This is a genomic window from Vibrio sp. B172a (assembly GCF_030248355.1).
Lineage (GTDB): Bacteria > Pseudomonadota > Gammaproteobacteria > Enterobacterales > Vibrionaceae > Vibrio > Vibrio owensii.
Genome location: NZ_JAHGAC010000019.1, coordinates 41208 through 59263, shown reverse-complemented (window position 1 = coordinate 59263; position 18056 = coordinate 41208). Strand labels below are relative to the sequence as shown.

Below are 18056 nucleotides of genomic sequence, written 5' to 3'. Positions count from 1 at the left end.
GTTTCACCTCCTACTTAAATTCCGATAAATAATTTTGTCGACTTTCATAAGTTGTTATTAAAAGGTGCCTAGAATTAAGTTATTATTCAAAGCATTGTAAATATCAGGAATTGGGAGGAATGAATGGCAGAGCAAATAGAATTCGACCAAGCTCACCAAGCCCTCCAAGAAGTCACTGAAGCGCTGGAAAACGGCCGCTTCGTCCATGTTCGTCGCCAACTTCAGGACATGGAGCCTGAGGATATTGCCCACCTTTTAGAAGCCTCTCCGCGTAAAAGTCGTGAGGTTCTTTGGCAACTTACCGACCCAGAAGATTACGGTGAGATTCTTGACGAGCTAAACGAAGACGTTAAAGACAGTCTTGTGTCCAAAATGGCTCCTGAAGCGCTTGCAGAAGCGACGGAAGGCATGGACACCGATGACGTGGCTTACGTACTGCGTAGCTTGCCTGACGACGTCTCACGTGAAGTTCTTTCCCAGATGGACTCTGCCGATCGTCTGCGCGTGGAAACCGCCCTATCCTACCCTGAGGATACCGCGGGTGGACTAATGAACACCGACGTAATTACCATTCGTGGTGACGTTGATGTCGACGTAGTCCTGCGTTACCTGCGCATGAAAGGCGAACTACCCGAAGCGACTGATGCACTGTACGTGATAGATGATGACAGCAAACTGATTGGTGAACTGCCTATCACAACGCTGATCACGACGCAGCCTGATGTCAAAGTCAGTGAAGTCATGGAAGACGCCGACGATGCAATTACAGTAGATACCAGTGACTCCGACGTAGCAAGCCTGTTTGAACGTCGTAACTGGGTATCCGCTCCTGTTGTCGATGAGAACCAGCATCTTGTCGGTCGTATCACCATCGATGACGTGGTCGACGTTATCCGTGAAGATGCCGAACACTCAATGATGAGTATGGCGGGTATGGACGACGACGAAGACACCTTCGCTCCGGTCGTTAAATCGGCGCGTAAACGTAGTATCTGGTTGGGTGCCAACGTACTTGCTGCACTAGCCGCGGCTTCTGTCTCCAACATGTTTGAAGCCACGCTTGATCAAATGGCCGCGATTGCCGTTTTGATGACCATCGTACCTTCAATGGGTGGTGTGGCCGGTAACCAAACCGTAGCGCTTGTTATCCGTGGCTTAGCTCTCGGTCATATCGGTGACTCGAACAAACGCGAACTCTTGATGAAAGAAGCCGCCATCGGCTTGTTAAACGGCATTATGTGGGCGCTGATCATCGGTGGTATTGTGGTTGCTTGGAAAGGTAACTGGATGCTTGGTGGGATTATCTCCGCCGCCATGCTGACCAACCTACTGGTTGCGGGTGTTGCCGGTGTTACCATCCCAATCCTACTGAAGAAAATGAACATCGACCCAGCCCTCGCTGGTGGTATGGCGCTAACCACAGTGACTGATGTAATCGGTCTGTCGGTCTTCCTCGGTCTCGCGACCTTAATGATTTAATATCAGTAATGACCTACAGATAACGAGCAATAAAAAAGCCTGATGAAAACATCAGGCTTTTTAGTATCTAGCGCGTGGGAAGCTTACTCACCAGCAACCTTCATGGTATCCAACAAGATAGAACCCGTTTGGATTTGCGAGCGTGTTTCTACGTCGCTGCCCACAGCAACAATCTGGTTGAACATGTCTTTCAGGTTGCCCGCGATGGTAATTTCAGACACTGGGTATTGGATTTCACCGTTCTCAACCCAGAAGCCAGCTGCACCGCGAGAGTAATCGCCAGTCACAACGTTCACGCCTTGACCCATGGTTTCTGTTACCAGTAGACCTGTACCCAGCTCTTTCAGCATTTGCTCGAAGTTCTGACCGGTAGAGTTCACGTACCAGTTGTGGATGCCACCAGCGTGACCCGTTGGATCCATCTTCATCTTGCGAGCCGCATAGCTGGTTAACAAGTAAGTAGCCAAGACACCATCGGTGATGATTTCACGATCTTGTGTGTATACACCTTCACTATCAAATGGGCTTGAAGCCAAGCCACGTAGTACGTGTGGACGCTCAGAAATGTTGAACCACTCTGGCAATACTTGCTTACCAAGGTGATCCAATAGGAAAGAAGACTTGCGGTACAGGTTACCACCGCTGATTGCCATCACTAGGTGACCAATCAAGCCTGTCGCTACGTCCGCAGCAAACATCACTGGGTATTTGCCAGTCTTAAGCTTTTGCGCATCAAGGCGGCTGATGGTTTTCTCAGCTGCTTTGCGGCCGACCATTTCTGGTGACCAAAGATCGTCACGATGGCGAGCAACGGTGTAGCTGTAATCGCGTTCCATCTCACCGTTTTGACCTACACCAATCACACAACAGCTGGTGCTATGACGGCTCGATGCGTAGCTTGCTAGCAGGCCGTGGCTGTTACCGTAAACCTTAACGCCGTAGTGACTGTCGTAGCTCGCACCATCGCTTTGCTTAATCGCATCGCTGTAGTTCAGCGCTTCTTTTTCAGCAGCAATCGCAACTTGTGCAGCGTAATCTGGATCGGGTGCGTCTGGGTGGAAAAGGTCTAAGTCAGGCACCTCTTTCACCATGTATTCTTTTGGAGCGGGACCTGCGAATGGGTCTTCTGATGTGTATTGAGCAATGTCTAGCGCCGCTAATACCGTTTGCTCAATAGCTGCTTCGCTCAAGTCAGATGTGGAAGCGCTGCCTTTACGTTGACCACGGTAGACAGTAATGCCCAGTGCGCCATCGCTGTTGAATTCAACGTTTTCCACGTCACCCATGCGAGTGGAAACACTCAAACCCGTGCTCTTGGTGATTGCGACTTCAGCGGCATCAGACTTCGCCGCAGCGATTTCTAGTGCACGTGAAACGGCTTGTTCTAGCTCGGTACGTTGCTCAGCAACCTGCTGTTTAATATCCATTGTCTTTCACATCATGTATTCGATGTACAATAGAATAACAAGAATTTCGCTTTCTCCCCACGATTCTTGTTAAAATAGTCATAATATTAATCAAAACACAGGCAACTGAAATGGCACGTAAGAATCAAAAAGCGCCATGGGAACCAGAAGAAGAGATCATCTGGGTAAGTAAATCCGAGATGAAGCGAGACATGGAAGAGCTGCAAAAGCTTGGCGAAGAGCTTGTAGGCCTTAAGCCAGCAGTTCTCGAAAAGTTTCCATTGAGCGAAGACCTACGCGAAGCAATTGCTGATGCGCAGCGCTTTAAAAACGAAGCACGCCGTCGTCAACTGCAACGCATCGGTAAGTTAATGCGTTACGAAGATCCAGAGCCAATTCAAGCGGCACTGGACAAAGTCCGCAACAAGCACTCACAAGCGACAGCCGCTCTGCACAAGCTAGAAGCGTTGCGTGATCGTGTTGTAGAAGAAGGCGATAAAGCAATTGATGACGTAATGGAATTGTACCCAGAAGCGGATCGCCAGCGTCTACGCCAACTTGCTCGCCAAGCAGCGAAAGAGAAGAAAGCCGGTAAACCCGCAAAATCTTACCGCGAAATCTTCCAAATTCTAAAAGCGCACGAAGAAGAAGAAATTTAATTCGGTGTTTAAGAAAGCAAAAAGCAGACCTTTGAGTCTGCTTTTTTCATGCCTATTTTCTGGCATTACGCCAAACGATTAAGGTTTTCGCCACGTTCAAAGGCGTTAACATTCTCTATCAGAATCTCAGCCAAACGCTGAATCGATGAATCACTACCCCAAGCAACGTGTGGCGTCAGCAATAGATTCGGTAAGTGCATATTGGCAATCAACGGATTACTCTCATCAGCTGGCTCTTGGGTAAAGACATCAAACCCAGCCCCAGCAATCTCACCTTGCTTTAAACTATCCACTAAGGCTTGTTCATCCACCAAGCCGCCACGCCCGGTATTAATCAAGATTGATGTAGACTTCATCAGCTTGAGTTCCGCTTCGCCAATCAAATTACGTGTTTCATCATTCAGTGGACAATGCAGAGTGATGGCGTCCGCATGCTCCAACATCTCGGTAAAAGAAACATAGCCTTCTCGGCACTCTGTTGCGCCTTTACGCTCAGCAAACAACACAATCATGCCCAATGCTTTTGCCAATTGTGCCGTCGCCTGACCTAATGCACCGCTGCCAACCACACCTAAAGTGCTACCTGCAACGTCTCCAATCGGATGCGTAAAGAAACAGAACTGCTTGTTGCGTTGCCACTCACCTGCAGCAATATCTTGATGATAACCAAACAAGTTACGACGTAAAGCAAACAGCATTGCGATAACGTGCTCTGGTACAGACCGAGTCGCATAGCCACGCACGTTAGCAACTGAGATATTGTGCTCGGCGCAATAGTTGATATCGACGTTATTAAAGCCCGTTGCCGCGACGGCAATCATCTTGAGGTTAGGAAGTTGAATGAGAATAGACTGGTCGAGCACCACTTTGTTGCTGATCACGATATCCGCATCAGCAAGACGCTCAACAAGTTGCTCAGAAGACGTCAGATCGTATTCCACCCAATCATGGGCAAAGCTTGGACGAGGTATTTGAATTTGAGTGGGGATGGTCGCGCGGTCGAGGAAGACCACTTTAGGCAGTGACATAACAACTCCTTGTTCACTGCCTAAAGATGAATTTATGGGCGAGGCAGTGTTTTGTAATCTGGTAATTTACGCGCTGGGTCGAAATAGTCAAAGATCATCGCTTCCGCTTCCGGGTAAAAATCACAAGGAACAAAAATGCTGCGCAGCCAATGGCATTTCGGATGGTAGAAGCTCAACTCAGCGGCATGCAGTTCAAGGCGCTCAGAGAAGGCTTTCGCTTCTTCAGTTGCGTAAAACTCATCGCCCACAATCGGGTGACCTAATGCTTGCATGTGAACACGCAATTGGTGTGAGCGACCAGTGATCGGCAACAAACGTACAATCGTCGTCTTTGAACCATCGGGATGTTCTTCTCGCTTCGCTACTTGGAACAGCGTCTTAGAAGGCTTGCCATCTTCAAAACACACTTTCTGCAGGGGACGATTCGGCCAATCACAAATCAATGGCAGGTCGATTTCACCCTCTTCTTGCTCTAAATGTCCCCAAACGCGCGCGTAGTAAATCTTATGCGTCAATCGGTATTGAAACTGCTTTTTTAACGCACTTTCTGCACGTTTGTTTTTAGCGAGTACCATCAAGCCAGAAGTGCACATATCTAAGCGATGCACGACTTGAATGTCAGGGTATTGCTCGGTTAAGCGACTCCACATGCTGTCATGATGCTCAGCAAGACGCCCCGGCACAGAAAGCAAACCAGATGGCTTGTTTACCGCCAAAATTTGCTCATCTTCAAAAACGACATCAATCCAAGGGTCGGTTGGTGGATTGTACTCAAGCATTGCCATGGGCTGGATCTCTACAGAATAAAAACGCGCTGATTATACCCAAGAGATGCAAAGATGCATGCAGAAAAATCGCTTAAATTCTGCCTCTTTTTACCATCGATATAACTTTTAGAAATAACAAAAACAACCAAGTCAATAACGAAGGGAAAAATTAAAAAAATCACTTCGTAAATATAAATTGACAAGCTGAGCGGTAATGTTATTTATAAGCACTAGTTGACACAAAAAGGACAATAATAAATGGAATCCGCAGTATCCGATCAACCCCAATCCAAAGTCTCGCAATTCTTCCGCTCCCTTGGTCCTGGCATTCTTATGGCCTCTGCCGCCGTCGGTGGCTCTCACCTTGTTGCATCCACCAAAGCTGGGGCGATCTATGGCTGGCAACTCGCGGCGCTCATCCTGCTGGTAAACCTTTTTAAATACCCATTCTTCCGAGCAGGCGTGCAGTACACCATGGGCACTGGTAAAACGTTGGTTGAAGGCTATGCAAAGCTTGGTCGCCCATACTTGTGGTTGTTCTTGTTTCTTAGTGCTGTTTCAGCGGTAATCAATACAGCAGCCCTGTTGATGTTCAGTGCTAGCTTATTGGGTTACTTCATTCCTTTTTCATTGTCGATGGCATCACTCAGCATTATCGTATTGGTTACGTGCTTGGTGATCCTATTTGCTGGTCATTACAAAGCCCTAGATACGCTCTCTAAAGCCATCATGACAGTACTGACCATTGCGACTTTGCTGGCGGTGGCGATTGCATTTGGTAATCCGGTAGAGCCTGTTGCGAACTTTGAATCCCCTTCTCCGTGGTCAATTGCAGCCATCGGCTTTATCGTTGTGACCATGGGCTGGATGCCTGCTCCAATCGAAATCTCTTGTTTAACGTCTGCGTGGTTAAAGCGCCAAACTAGCCAACAAGAAGTTACGGCAAAATCGGCCCTGTTTGATTTCAACGTCGGCTACATTGGCACGGCGGTATTGGCTTTAGTGTTTGTCTCGCTAGGTGCGTTGATGCTACACGGCTCGGGCATCGAGCTTAAGAGCTCTGGAGTTGGCTTCTCTCACCAGCTTGTTGGCTTGTACGCTTCGACCATTGGTGAGTGGTCACGTTACCTAATTGCAGTGATTGCGTTCTTCTGTATCTTCGGTAGTACGATTACAGTGATTGATGGCTACTCACGTGTCATTTCAGACTCTCAGCGCCTGCTGCGCTCACAGCCAGAAACCGATCCGAAAGCGACGTCTGCGATCATGTTGATCGTATCGCTACTAGCTTTAGGTATTGTTGTGTTCTGGGCTTCGGCACTGCTGCCAATGTTGGACTTTGCCATGGTGCTGGCATTTATGACGACACCGTTTTTCGCGCTATTGAACTACATTCTAGTGAGTAAAACGGACTTACCTAAGCCATTGGCATTGGGTCGTAAATTGAAGTGGTTGTCGATTGCTGGGTTGATTTACTTATTCGGCTTCTTAGCGCTGTTTATTTGGTGGAAGTGGTTGATGTAATTATCGGCGAGCGACTAACTTAGCTCGTGGGTAAATAAAGCTCAGATAAAGAAAAAGGTCTTCAATTGAAGACCTTTTTTCGTTTGTATGAACGCTGATTAGTTGTGGCTGACCACAATCAGACGTAGCGAATCTAGCTGAACCTGAGCTTGGTTGATGTAACCTGTTAGCTCTTTGATTTGCTCTTCAATCGCTTCAATTTCTTCATCACGGATGTTCGGGTTAACCGCTTTCAGTGCTTGTAGACGCTCAAGCTCGGCATTCAAGCTTTGTTGCATGTCTTGATGCGCTTGCTTGCGAACTTCTTCCACTTTCTGCTCAACCAATGCGTCACCCGCTTCGATTAGGCTGTGAATGTCTTTCTGTACTGATGTCACCAGCTTGCTACCTAAGTGACGGTTTACCGGGCTAAGCTGACGGTTGAAACCTTCAAACTCAACCTGAGAAGAAAGATCATTACCACGACCGTCCATCATCATGCGAATTGGTGTCTTTGGTAGGAAACGAGCAATGCCGCTGCGTTTTGGTGCTTGTGCATCCACCGCGTATACCAGTTCAAGTAGGATAGTGCCCACTGGTAGCGCTTTGTTCTTCAGTAGAGAAACCGCAGAGGTACCCACGCCCTCACTCATCAGCAGATCGATACCGCCTTGAATCATTGGGTGTTCCCAACTGATGAAGTGCATATCTTCGCGAGACAGCGCAGTATCACGGTCAAACGTGATTGTCGCGCCTTCGTATGGCAAACCTGGGTAGCTTGGTACCATCATGTGCTCAGATGGCGTCACCACAAGTGCGTTCTCGCCTTTGTCGTCTTGGTTCAAACCAATGGTGTCGAACAGAGACAACGCGAATGTCACTAGGTTTGTATCGCCATCTGTCGATGCGATTTTCTCAACGATTTGCTGCGCTTTGTCGCCGCCATTTGAGTGCATCTCTAGTAGGCGGTCACGACCTTGCTCAAGTTGTGATTTCAGCTCTTTATTCATCTTCGCTGATTCTTCAATCACTTCATCAAGGTTTGAAACATCACCAGACGCCAGCATTTCAATCAGCGCATCAGAGTACTTATCGTAAACCGCACGTCCTGTTGGACAGGTTTCAGCAAACGCGTTCAGACCTTCATCGAACCAACGCGCCAGAATCGCTTGCGATGTGCCTTTTAGGTAAGGTACATGAATGTCGATATCACGCTTCTGACCGATACGGTCCAAACGACCAATACGTTGCTCTAGCAAGTCTGGGTTGAACGGCAAATCGAACATCACAAGTTGGTTCGCAAACTGGAAGTTACGACCTTCTGAGCCGATTTCGCTACAGATAAGAACCTGTGCGCCGCCTTCTTCTTGTGCGAAGTAAGCCGCTGCTTTATCACGCTCCAGGATCGACATGCCTTCGTGGAATACAGTTGCACGAATACCTTCACGTTCACGCAATGCTTGCTCAAGTTGTAGCGCAGTGCTTGCACGAGAGGCGATAACCAATACTTTGTCGCTGCGCTTCTCTTTCACTTTCTCAAGCAGCCAGTTCACACGTGAGTCGAACTGCCACCAGCTTGAATCTTCGCCTTCAAACTCTTGGAAGATTTCTTCTGGGTAAAGGTTCTTCACCGCACGTGCTTCTGGTGTCATCTTGCCACCGATCATGCCTGATACACGCATTGATGTGGTGTATTGCTGCGGAATGTCCATTGGCATTAGATGTACGTTACGCTTCGGGAAGCCTTTGATAGCTGCACGCGTGTTACGGAACAGAACGCGACCAGTACCGTGACGGTCCATTAGGTTGTCGATCAGTTCTTGGCGCGCTGACGCTTTCGCTTCTTCATCGCTGTCGCTTTCGATAATGCGGAATAGCGGCTCAACGTCTTGTTCAGAAAGCAGTTCTGTAATTTGGTTTTTCGCTTCGTCAGGCAGTTTCTCACCAGAGAACAGCGAAGTGATAGCATCCGCCACTGGTGCGTATTGCTCTTCTTCTTCAACGAATGCGTCGTAATCGTAGAAACGATCTGGATCTAGAAGACGTAGACGAGCGAAGTGGCTCTCACGACCAAGTTGTTCTGGTGTTGCCGTTAGCAGTAGTACACCCGCAGTGCGTTCTGCCAAGCCTTCTACCACTTGGTATTCGCGGCTTGGTTTGTCTTGGCTCCACTCTAGGTGGTGCGCTTCATCGACAACCAATAGATCCCACTCGCCTTCTAGCGCTTGCTCAAAACGCTTGCGGCTCCTACGTAGGAAATCCAGTGAACACAACACGTATTGCTGCGTATCGAATGGATTCTCCGCTTCTGCGAACGCTTCAATACAGCGCTCTTCATCGAAGATAGAGAAGTGCAGGTTGAAACGACGCATCATCTCAACGAGCCACTGGTGTTGCAGTGTCTCAGGAACCACGATAAGAATACGCTCGGCACGACCCGCCAGCACTTGCTGGTGGATGATCATGCCCGCTTCGATGGTTTTACCAAGACCTACTTCATCCGCTAGCAATACGCGAGGCGCGTGACGACGACCGACTTCGTGCGCGATGTAAAGCTGGTGCGGGATCAAACCTGCGCGCATACCACACAGGCCACGCATTGGGCTCTTGTGCTGTTCAAATTGGTTTTGTAGCGCACGGTAGCGAAGTACGAAGTTGTCCATGCGGTCGATTTGACCTGCGTACAACTTGTCTTGCGGTTTGTTAAAACGAATGTGGTTGCTTAGGAAGATTTCACGCAGCACGATCGCCGTTTCTTGCGTGTCTTCACGAGTACCGAAATAGGTGTATAGACCTTCATCTTCCAGTACTTCTTCAACTTTTAATGACCAACCTTCTTGGCAATCGATGACATCACCGACGTTGAACGTTACTCGGGTAACTGGTGCATCGTTACGTGCGTAAACTCGGTTTTCCTCTGATGCTGCAAACATCAATGTCACAGTACGAGCATCCATTGCTACTACGGTACCTAAACCTAAATCGCTTTCCGTATCGCTAATCCAGCGCTGCCCCAAAGCAAATGTCATGAATTGACTACCTCGTTGTTGTTTCTTGTTGGTCTCTACCCATCCCGATGGGCATGGATAATAAGTTTAGATCTGATTCTGGCTTCTGCTATGCCAATCGTGCTTGTCATGCCACTTTGCGCTGTGCATTTTTAAGCCAGCTGAACATGATAAATCGGGCGTAGCCTATACGCAGAAAAAGGTCGCTAATCTTACTTGAAGCTGTGATTTAGGTCACGCCGAAACCGCCCAGAGGGGCAACTTTTTTTCCTGAATTAGGAATGCAATCAAATTGTAAAAAACTCATGACAATTATTAAGTTGTAAGAAGTAAATTTTACGTATACTTCTAATGAGGGGCGCTTAGAGTCATCAAGCATGATTTGAGCGCATTAAGTACACGATTAGGATCAACACGGGTTTGCAGTAAGTTGTCTTGCTACTCGGTTGCGCACTAACCGACATTGCCCGACAACCTCTATTGCAAGCAATCAGAGTTAGGAAGACTGTTCCTTCTTAGCTACTAGCCAGCAAAGCCGCGCTGCGGCAAGGAGACGCTATGGGCGATACCGATCGGAAACTGTTTGTACTCGATACCAACATTCTTCTTCATGAACCCTTCGCCATCTTCTCTTTCCAAGAACACGATGTCGTCATCCCAATGACCGTGTTGGAAGAACTCGACCGAATCAAAGACAGTAAGCGTGATGTAGCAAGGGATGCACGCGTTGCGATTCGCGCTTTGGAAGATCTGTTTAAAGACGCAACACCCGATGAAATCTCAGAAGGTATTCCAGTTTCTAAAGACAACCCAAGCCAAGGCACCATCTCTATTTTGGCGGACTTCGAATTGCAGGAAACCGTCAAAGCCTTCGCCGACAAAGCCGGTGACAACCGCATACTCAATGCGGTGCTTTATCTGCAAAACAAACGCGCACCACGCGAAGTCGTGCTCGTGACCAAAGACATCAACATGCGTTTGCGAGCCAAAGGTGCTGGCGTGCGTTTCGTTGAAGACTATCGTACGGACCAACTGATTGATGATATCCAATACCTCACCAAAGGCTTCCAACAACGTGAAGGCGATTTTTGGAGTGGTGTGGATGAAGTAGAAAGTTACGCGCTGGGTGGAAAAACGTTCCATAAACTCAGCCGCGAACCGTTCGATCCAACCTTTATTAATCAATACGTGATTGATGAAGAGAGTGATTTTGTAGGCCGAGTAGAAACCATCAATGAGGATAAGCTCACCTTACTCGACCTCAGCCGTGAGCGCATGATGCATCGCCGCGCTTGGGACATTACACCTAAGAATATCTATCAAGGCATGGCGATGGATGCCCTGCTCGATCCAGATATTGATTTGGTGATTCTGACCGGCGCTGCAGGTAGTGGTAAGACACTGCTTGCCATGGCAGCGGCATTGGAACAAACCATTGAAAAAGGCATGTTCGATAAGATCATCGTAACGCGTAACACGCCAGACATTGGTGAGTCGATTGGTTTCTTACCGGGCTCGGAAGAAGAGAAAATGATGCCATGGTTAGCAGCGGTGACCGATACCTTGGAAGCGCTGCACAAGAACGATCATTGCACAGAAGGCTCGATGAAATACATCTGTGATAAAGCCAACATTCAGTTTAAATCGATCAACTTTATGCGTGGCCGCTCGATCCAAAATGCATTTGTCTTGCTCGATGAGTGTCAGAACTTAACCGCTTCACAAATCAAAACCATCATCACCCGTTGTGGTGAAGGCACTAAGATTGTGTGTTCGGGTAACTTGGCACAGATTGACTCTCACTACCTAACCCCAGTGACGTCTGGTTTGACGTATATGGTAGAACGTTTCAAGAACTTTGAAGGCAGCGCCAATATTCACCTCAATGGTGTGGTGCGCAGTCGCTTAGCTGAATTTGCTGAAGAAAACCTATAGCGAATCCTCTCCCCCTAAAACAAAAGAGCGCTCAATGAGCGCTCTTTTTAATTCTGATTCAGGTGAAGTTTATTCAGTACCACCAACGGTGATGGAATCGAGCTTCAATGTTGGTTGACCAACGCCAACCGGTACGCTTTGACCCGCCTTGCCACACACGCCAACACCTCTGTCGATGCTTAGGTCGTTACCCACCATAGAAACTTGCTGCATCGCTTCAATGCCAGAGCCAATCAGCGTTGCACCTTTCACTGGACGAGTGATTTTGCCATCTTCAATCAAGTACGCTTCTGATGCTGAGAATACGAACTTACCAGAAGTGATGTCCACCTGACCGCCACCGAAGTTTGGTGCGTACAGACCTTTCTTCACCGTAGAGATGATCTCTTCTGGTGTGTGCTCACCCGGTAGCATGTAAGTGTTAGTCATACGTGGCATTGGCAAATGCGCGTAAGACTCACGACGACCGTTACCTGTTGGGTTTACGCCCATTAGGCGTGCGTTTAGCTTGTCTTGCATGTAGCCCTTAAGCACACCATTTTCGATAAGCGTGTTGTACTGACCGTTTACACCTTCATCATCGACGTTCAATGAACCGCGTAGGTCTTTTAGCGTGCCATCATCCACGATAGTACAAAGTGGAGACGTCACTTGCTCACCCATCTTGCCAGAGAACACTGACGACTCTTTGCGGTTGAAGTCACCTTCTAAACCGTGACCTACTGCTTCGTGTAGCAATACGCCCGGCCAGCCAGAACCAAGTACCACAGGCATCATGCCTGCAGGTGCTGCTTCTGCTTCTAGATTCACTAGCGCCATGCGAATCGCTTCATCAGCAAATTGGAATGCTTGTTTCACGCCGTTCGTTTCAGACAGGAAGAAGTCGTAACCAAAACGGCCACCACCACCAGCGCTGCCGCGTTCACGACGATCACCTTTTTCAGCAAGAACACTGATTGAAAGACGAACAAGCGGGCGAATGTCACCAGCGTAAGTGCCGTCAGTTGCAGCAACCAACATTTGCTCATGGACACCACTGATGCTGATCGACACTTCTTTGATCATTGGCTCTTTGGTACGAATGTACGCATCTAGAGACAACAACAGTTCGGTTTTTTGTTGCTTTTCCCAGCTTGCTAGTGGGTTTACCGCATCGTAGTAAGCTTGGTTATCAGAACGTTTGAATGCGTGCACTTTGCCGTTTTGGCCTTGCTGCGCAATACCACGCGCTGCAATCGCACTTTGCTTCAAACCGTCCAGTTGAATTTGGTCTGAATAGGCAAAACCGGTTTTTTCGCCTGTGACTGCTCGTACACCGACACCACAGTCAATATTGAAAGAGCCATCTTTAATGATGCTGTCTTCTAGAACCAGAGACTCGTGCCAGCTGGACTGAAAGTAAATGTCCGCATAATCGATCTGGCGCGTCGCAATGCTCGCTAGTGTGTCAGCGATGTCTTGCTCTGTCAGACCGTTTGGGGCAAGGAGTGCCTGTTCTATTTGGTTTATGCTCATAGTTAGCTCTTTTATTTCCGTTTCAATTCATTTTGAAAGCGACTGTGTTGAGTCAGCGGCATATTCTGCCTTACTTGCTGGTTGTGTGACAAATCTATCTCTGCCACCAGCAATCCTACTTGGTCATTCAATTGTTGGTGAACGCCCCCCCAAGGGTCAATCACCATGGAGTGTCCCCAAGTTTGGCGACCACACGGATGCGTCCCCGTTTGCCCGCAGGCAAGAATCCAGCATTGGGTTTCAATCGCACGCGCTCGAAGTAATACTTCCCAATGCGCTTGCCCCGTCACCGCGGTAAACGCAGCGGGCACCACAATAACTTGCGCTCCCGCTAAGCGTAGCGCTTTAAACAATTCAGGAAAGCGTACGTCGTAGCAAATACTTAAGCCTACCGTACCAATATTGGTCTCTGCCGTCACGATGTGATTGCCAGCGGTAAAAGTATCCGACTCGCGATAACTGCCGTGCCCGTCAGCGACATCCACATCAAACATATGCAGCTTATCGTAGTGAGCAATACACTCGCCTTGCGGTGAGAAAACCAATGTCGTGGTAGTCACACCTTGTTCAGTACGAATCGGCATGCTGCCCACGATTAAAGTCAGTTGGTTGTGCTGTGCGATCTCAGATAAGCGCTGTTGAGTCGAACCATCACCCAAAGTTTCTGCGTTCTGGTGATACGCCTCTCGGTTAGCAAATTGTGTGGCATTTTCTGGTGTCACAACCAGCTTCACACCTTGCTCAGCAGCCAATGCACATTGCTTGGCAATGAAGTCCAGATTCTCCTCGATCTCTGGACCCGATGTCATTTGGATGATGCCAACACGTTCCATGTATTCAATTCCTTGTTCGTCAGAAGGCTGACCGCGTAATTACTTTGCTTGCTCACGCAGTTTTTCTGGCAACTTGTATTCACCTTTGCTTCGTGAAATCTCTTTTACGGTAGGTGAATCTAGCGGGCCTTTCACTTCGTAGTTTACTTGCGTGAAGACTTCCACCACTGGAGAGATAACGGTCGAAATCGCCAGTACGTACAACGCCGTTTGAGGCGCTACCGCAAAGGCCGTCAACATAGGCAACCCCGAAGTAATATCCGGAGTGAAGTTCACTTCTGCATCCACCAAACGTGTGTTCATATTGGCAATGCCACGGATTTTCATCTCACCCGCTAACGCATCCATCACAATATCGTTGGTGATAAACACGCCATCTTGGATTTTGCCTGTACCCGTGATTGAGTTGAATGCCATCCCTTTGTCGAACACATCAGTAAAGTCGAGCTGCATCTTACGGATGATAGAATCAAGACTAAACAAACCCAGTAATCGCGCCGCGCCACTCACTTCGGTGATCACGCCTTTACCAAACTCGGTAGAGACATCACCTTGCAAGCTTTGCGTTTTCATTGACCAAGGGGCGCCATCCCAATCAAGGTTGGCATTGATTTCAAACGGTGCTTGCTGGATACCTGAAGTGATACCAAATCGCTCCATTAAATCACTGTTGTTTTCACCTTTTACTTTCATGGTCAGATTTGAATGACTGCGTTCTTTCGTCAGCTCCCACCAACCACTCATATCAACGCGGTTCTGGCCACTACTAAAGTTCACATTCTTCCATTCAAGTCGGTTGTTGCCACGTTCAACATCCACGTTCACCTTACCGACCTTGTAACCTTGCAGCCAAAAGTCATCGATGCTCAAGGTTAAGTTTGGCATCTCTGCATGGAACTTGCGGTCAAAGTTTGAGATAAGTGGCGCAGTTTGATCTTCGCTAGCAAACAGAGAACTACGCTCCTTGGTCATCTCATCGAAACCCGGAATGTACAAGTGCAGGTGATCCAATGAAACAGACAGATCATACGGTTTGAGGTAATTGGCTTTACCTTTCACCTCTTGGCTATCGACTTCAAGTTGCCAACTTAGGTTCTTCTTACGCGCATTTAAGTCAACATCGTGGAACTCAATACCACCGAGCTCTAGGTTTTGCACATCCATACTGACGCGCGTTGGCAACGGAATCGTCGGCGTTTTCATACTCGACAATACTGATTGCGTCGTACTTTGTGGAACGTGCATTAAGTCCGCCCACTTATCGAGGCTCAAATCATCTAAACGAATCGAAGCGTCGTGCCCCACAACTGGGCTGATCTTGAAGCCACCATTGCCAATAACCAGATTAGTCGCGGTTAGCTGAGGTACATCGCCAGAGATATCGATTTCCGTCTGGTACTTCGCATTAGGGATTTGTAATCGTGCCGAAATGCTCTCTTGGTTGCCAGAAGCTTGCAGTTTCGCTCGCCCTTTCTCACCACGTTTTTTCGCCAATGGATATGGGTATTCGCTCGCGAGCTGACTAAGTTGAGCTAGCACATCAACTTGGTAGGTAAAGCCGACATCATTAAGTTGTAAGTCGATGTCCATTTGCCACGGCGCATGACCAGAAACCAAACTTAACCAACGCTCGCCAAGGTAAGGTTTAAGTGGGTCCACTTCCCAATCACCAAGGGTATTAATGGTTACGTTATAGCCTTGTTCAGCGTTCTCACCTCGGAAATCCAGTGAGATTGGTTGCTTCAACAGTTCCGCTGACAAGCCAGATGTGGTCACTACATCGTTATCGAATTTAATACGCCCAGTTGCATTTTCTAACGTCATCGGCGGCGCATCGATATCTACGCGGTTGTTCTTAAGATCGGCATACCCCCAAGCTCTCGCATCTCGGTCTGAATCAAATGGGATATTGAGTTGGAACTCAGAATATACCGGACCACTGACTTGCAGCGCGGTCAAGGCTGCGCCAACAGAGTCAACTAATGGCGTTGCCATCATGTAGTCACGAACTTCATTACCCGGAGCACTAGCCTTGGCTTCGATTTCAATATGACCACCTTCTGCAAGCTCCGGGATACGCCCTGTGATTCGCTTCGCTTTCACACCATTTAACGTGGCAGACTTCGAATCTAGGTACATGGCGTCATTTTCAAACAACAAATCGAGCTGTAAATCTGTGATGGTCGGCCAAGCAGTATCGAAGCTGAACTTCGCGTTCTTCAATCCAACCCATGCTTGGAACATGCCGTTATGCTCTTTATATGGGAAGTCAGCCAACTCGCCATACCAAAGCAGTTTTGCGGTATTGACCTTACCACCTTGAATCGCGGTAGATAGGTAGTCCGTGAGATCTTGCCCAAGCGCTAAAGTCGGAAGGTAGCGCCATGTTTCACCTGCGTTGTAGAGGTCAGCTTCAGCATAAAACGAAAGGAATGGGCTTTGCTCTTTCGGGAAATCGAGGCGGAATGCGCCCAGCACTTGTAAGTCAGGTGTCGCCGCCGTCACTTTATCGGACCACAAACGCCAGCCATCTTCATCTTGCTGCCAAATGATGTCGACTTCACCTTGCTTAATGTTCAGTGGCGCTTGGAATACATCTCCGTAAGGGAAGACATCATCAATAACGGTAACTTTCGCTTTTGCCTGTTCTAGGTTACCCGATACTTTACCTTGCACATGACTAAAGCCAGGAAGCAGTTCCCATTGTGTTAAACCCAGTTCATCTAACTCAGCAGAATAGCGCAAGGTATCTAAGCCGCCATTCATCGATAGACGAATGTCTTCCACTCGTCCTTTTGGTGCCAGCTTGTTGAGTAAATCGGTGGTGGACTCAGACTTTGGCGCCAACTTAACCAGTGGTGTTAACGCTTCAATATCTAATTGGGAAAGGTTGAGTAACCAACCATCCGGTTGCCAATCAAAGGCAATATCCAATTCTGGCCATGGTCTGTCATCGGTGCGGATTTGCAGTGAGTGGCCATTTACTTTCCAGCCTTCTTTATCAGGAGACAGTTTAAAAATGCCAGACTCTAATAGCAGATCATGACGGCCATTTTCGTCCCACACGAGCTCGGAAGGTTGTAAGTCAACATAGGCATAACTTGGTTGGCTGCGTTCAAGCGTCAGCCAAGTGTTTAAGCTGACTTTACCTGACTCAACGCCAGACTCATCTTGCATGTAAGTGGTTAGCCAAGGCGTTACTGAGACGTCTTTCGCACTGACGTAAAACTCACCAGACACATCACGCAGCGAACCGTAATCTTTGAAGTTAGCACGTACTAACAATGAGTTGAGACTGGCGTCCGCAATGCTTACCGTGCCCTCTGCTAAATGGTGCTTACCTTGGTTACTCCAACGTAATTGCTCGATGTCCAAACGGCGTGTTTCGCCTGAAACGGATTTATACCAAATGCGAGAATCTGTGATGGTGAAGTCTTCAAACTGACGCAGCAACAAGGAGTCTAATTGGTCTATCAGCTTGGTTTCATTTTTGCTGACATTCGCTTGCGGCTCTTTGCCTTCAGATTTCGACAAGAGGTCGACAGTGCGGATGTCTAACGCTAAATCATCAATCGTTAAATCAGCGACAACCGGTTTAAAACTCAGAAGAGATTGAATCAAATCGAATTCAATATGGATTTCATCCACTGCAAAGCGAGCGTCTTGGTTATTAGGCAGATTCGCTTCTAAACCTTGCAGGGCGATAGATGGATGGCTGTTACGCCAAGAACCAGCAACGCTGGTAATAGAAAAGTCAAAACCTGTGCCTTGCTTGACCCAGGTTTTGATCTCATCTTGGAAGTGGTTAAGTTGTGGCAATGCTACGCGCAGTGTGGTTACTAAGATGGCCAGAAGCACCAACAGAGTAACTAAAGTCCACGCGCAGAAACGCCCGAAACGGTTAAAACCAGAATTCACAAATT

11 protein-coding genes are annotated in these 18056 nt (G+C 48.0%); 4 read left to right on the top strand and 7 right to left on the bottom strand.

The features are described 5' to 3' along the window. Positions 1-123 precede the first annotated feature (123 nt). Positions 124-1479, top strand: a complete 1356-nt coding sequence (mgtE, locus tag KIT90_RS17795; protein ID WP_005432861.1) for a magnesium transporter — start codon at positions 124-126, stop codon at positions 1477-1479. Between the two features lie 83 nt (positions 1480-1562). Here the strand turns inward: mgtE and pmbA are convergent, their stop codons facing one another. After that, a complete protein-coding gene (pmbA, locus tag KIT90_RS17790) occupies positions 1563-2906 on the bottom strand; it encodes a metalloprotease PmbA (protein ID WP_005442211.1) in 1344 nt (447 codons plus the stop codon). 110 nt (positions 2907-3016) lie between these two features. On the opposite strand from pmbA, the gene yjgA reads away from it, so the two are divergent. Next, positions 3017-3544 (top strand): ribosome biogenesis factor YjgA, encoded by a 528-nt coding sequence (yjgA, locus tag KIT90_RS17785; RefSeq protein ID WP_005442209.1) that lies wholly within the window; start codon positions 3017-3019, stop codon positions 3542-3544. A gap of 65 nt (positions 3545-3609) precedes the next feature. Here yjgA and KIT90_RS17780 read toward each other — a convergent pair whose 3' ends face one another. Both KIT90_RS17780 and rluA read right to left on the bottom strand, forming a co-directional pair. Then, entirely contained in the window at positions 3610-4572 is a 963-nt protein-coding gene (locus KIT90_RS17780; RefSeq protein WP_285377868.1) for a D-2-hydroxyacid dehydrogenase, read from the bottom strand. 32 nt (positions 4573-4604) lie between these two features. Further along, positions 4605-5357, bottom strand: a complete 753-nt coding sequence (gene rluA, locus KIT90_RS17775) for a bifunctional tRNA pseudouridine(32) synthase/23S rRNA pseudouridine(746) synthase RluA (RefSeq protein ID WP_038896975.1) — start codon at positions 5355-5357, stop codon at positions 4605-4607. Between the two features lie 240 nt (positions 5358-5597). On the opposite strand from rluA, the gene KIT90_RS17770 reads away from it, so the two are divergent. Then, on the top strand, positions 5598-6863 hold the full coding sequence (locus KIT90_RS17770; protein ID WP_009707642.1) for an NRAMP family divalent metal transporter: 1266 nt from the start codon (positions 5598-5600) through the stop codon (positions 6861-6863). Positions 6864-6961: 98 nt separating this feature from the next. On the opposite strand, the gene rapA is transcribed toward KIT90_RS17770, so the two are convergent. Next, entirely contained in the window at positions 6962-9871 is a 2910-nt protein-coding gene (gene rapA / locus KIT90_RS17765; RefSeq protein ID WP_285377866.1) for an RNA polymerase-associated protein RapA, read from the bottom strand. Positions 9872-10408: 537 nt separating this feature from the next. On the opposite strand from rapA, the gene KIT90_RS17760 reads away from it, so the two are divergent. After that, complete coding sequence (locus KIT90_RS17760) at positions 10409-11785, top strand: PhoH family protein (protein WP_285377864.1); 1377 nt, start codon at positions 10409-10411, stop codon at positions 11783-11785. Between the two features lie 69 nt (positions 11786-11854). Here the strand turns inward: KIT90_RS17760 and tldD are convergent, their stop codons facing one another. The 3 genes from tldD to KIT90_RS17745 are packed head-to-tail and all read right to left on the bottom strand — an operon-like array spanning position 11855 to position 18051. Beyond that, entirely contained in the window at positions 11855-13300 is a 1446-nt protein-coding gene (gene tldD / locus KIT90_RS17755) for a metalloprotease TldD (protein WP_005438159.1), read from the bottom strand. Between the two features lie 11 nt (positions 13301-13311). Continuing rightward, positions 13312-14133 (bottom strand): carbon-nitrogen hydrolase family protein, encoded by an 822-nt coding sequence (locus tag KIT90_RS17750; protein WP_285377862.1) that lies wholly within the window; start codon positions 14131-14133, stop codon positions 13312-13314. A 39-nt stretch (positions 14134-14172) separates the two neighbouring features. Continuing rightward, positions 14173-18051: a YhdP family protein gene (locus KIT90_RS17745; protein ID WP_285377861.1), complete on the bottom strand. Its 3879-nt coding sequence runs from the start codon at positions 18049-18051 to the stop codon at positions 14173-14175. Positions 18052-18056 lie beyond the last annotated feature (5 nt).

Coding starts and splice junctions, on each gene's coding strand:
- mgtE (WP_005432861.1), top strand. CDS start 124: ATGGCAGAGCAAATAGAATTCGACCAAGCTCACCAAGCCCTCCAAGAA.
- pmbA (WP_005442211.1), bottom strand. CDS start 2,906: ATGGATATTAAACAGCAGGTTGCTGAGCAACGTACCGAGCTAGAACAA.
- yjgA (WP_005442209.1), top strand. CDS start 3,017: ATGGCACGTAAGAATCAAAAAGCGCCATGGGAACCAGAAGAAGAGATC.
- KIT90_RS17780 (WP_285377868.1), bottom strand. CDS start 4,572: ATGTCACTGCCTAAAGTGGTCTTCCTCGACCGCGCGACCATCCCCACT.
- rluA (WP_038896975.1), bottom strand. CDS start 5,357: ATGGCAATGCTTGAGTACAATCCACCAACCGACCCTTGGATTGATGTC.
- KIT90_RS17770 (WP_009707642.1), top strand. CDS start 5,598: ATGGAATCCGCAGTATCCGATCAACCCCAATCCAAAGTCTCGCAATTC.
- rapA (WP_285377866.1), bottom strand. CDS start 9,871: ATGACATTTGCTTTGGGGCAGCGCTGGATTAGCGATACGGAAAGCGAT.
- KIT90_RS17760 (WP_285377864.1), top strand. CDS start 10,409: ATGGGCGATACCGATCGGAAACTGTTTGTACTCGATACCAACATTCTT.
- tldD (WP_005438159.1), bottom strand. CDS start 13,300: ATGAGCATAAACCAAATAGAACAGGCACTCCTTGCCCCAAACGGTCTG.
- KIT90_RS17750 (WP_285377862.1), bottom strand. CDS start 14,133: ATGGAACGTGTTGGCATCATCCAAATGACATCGGGTCCAGAGATCGAG.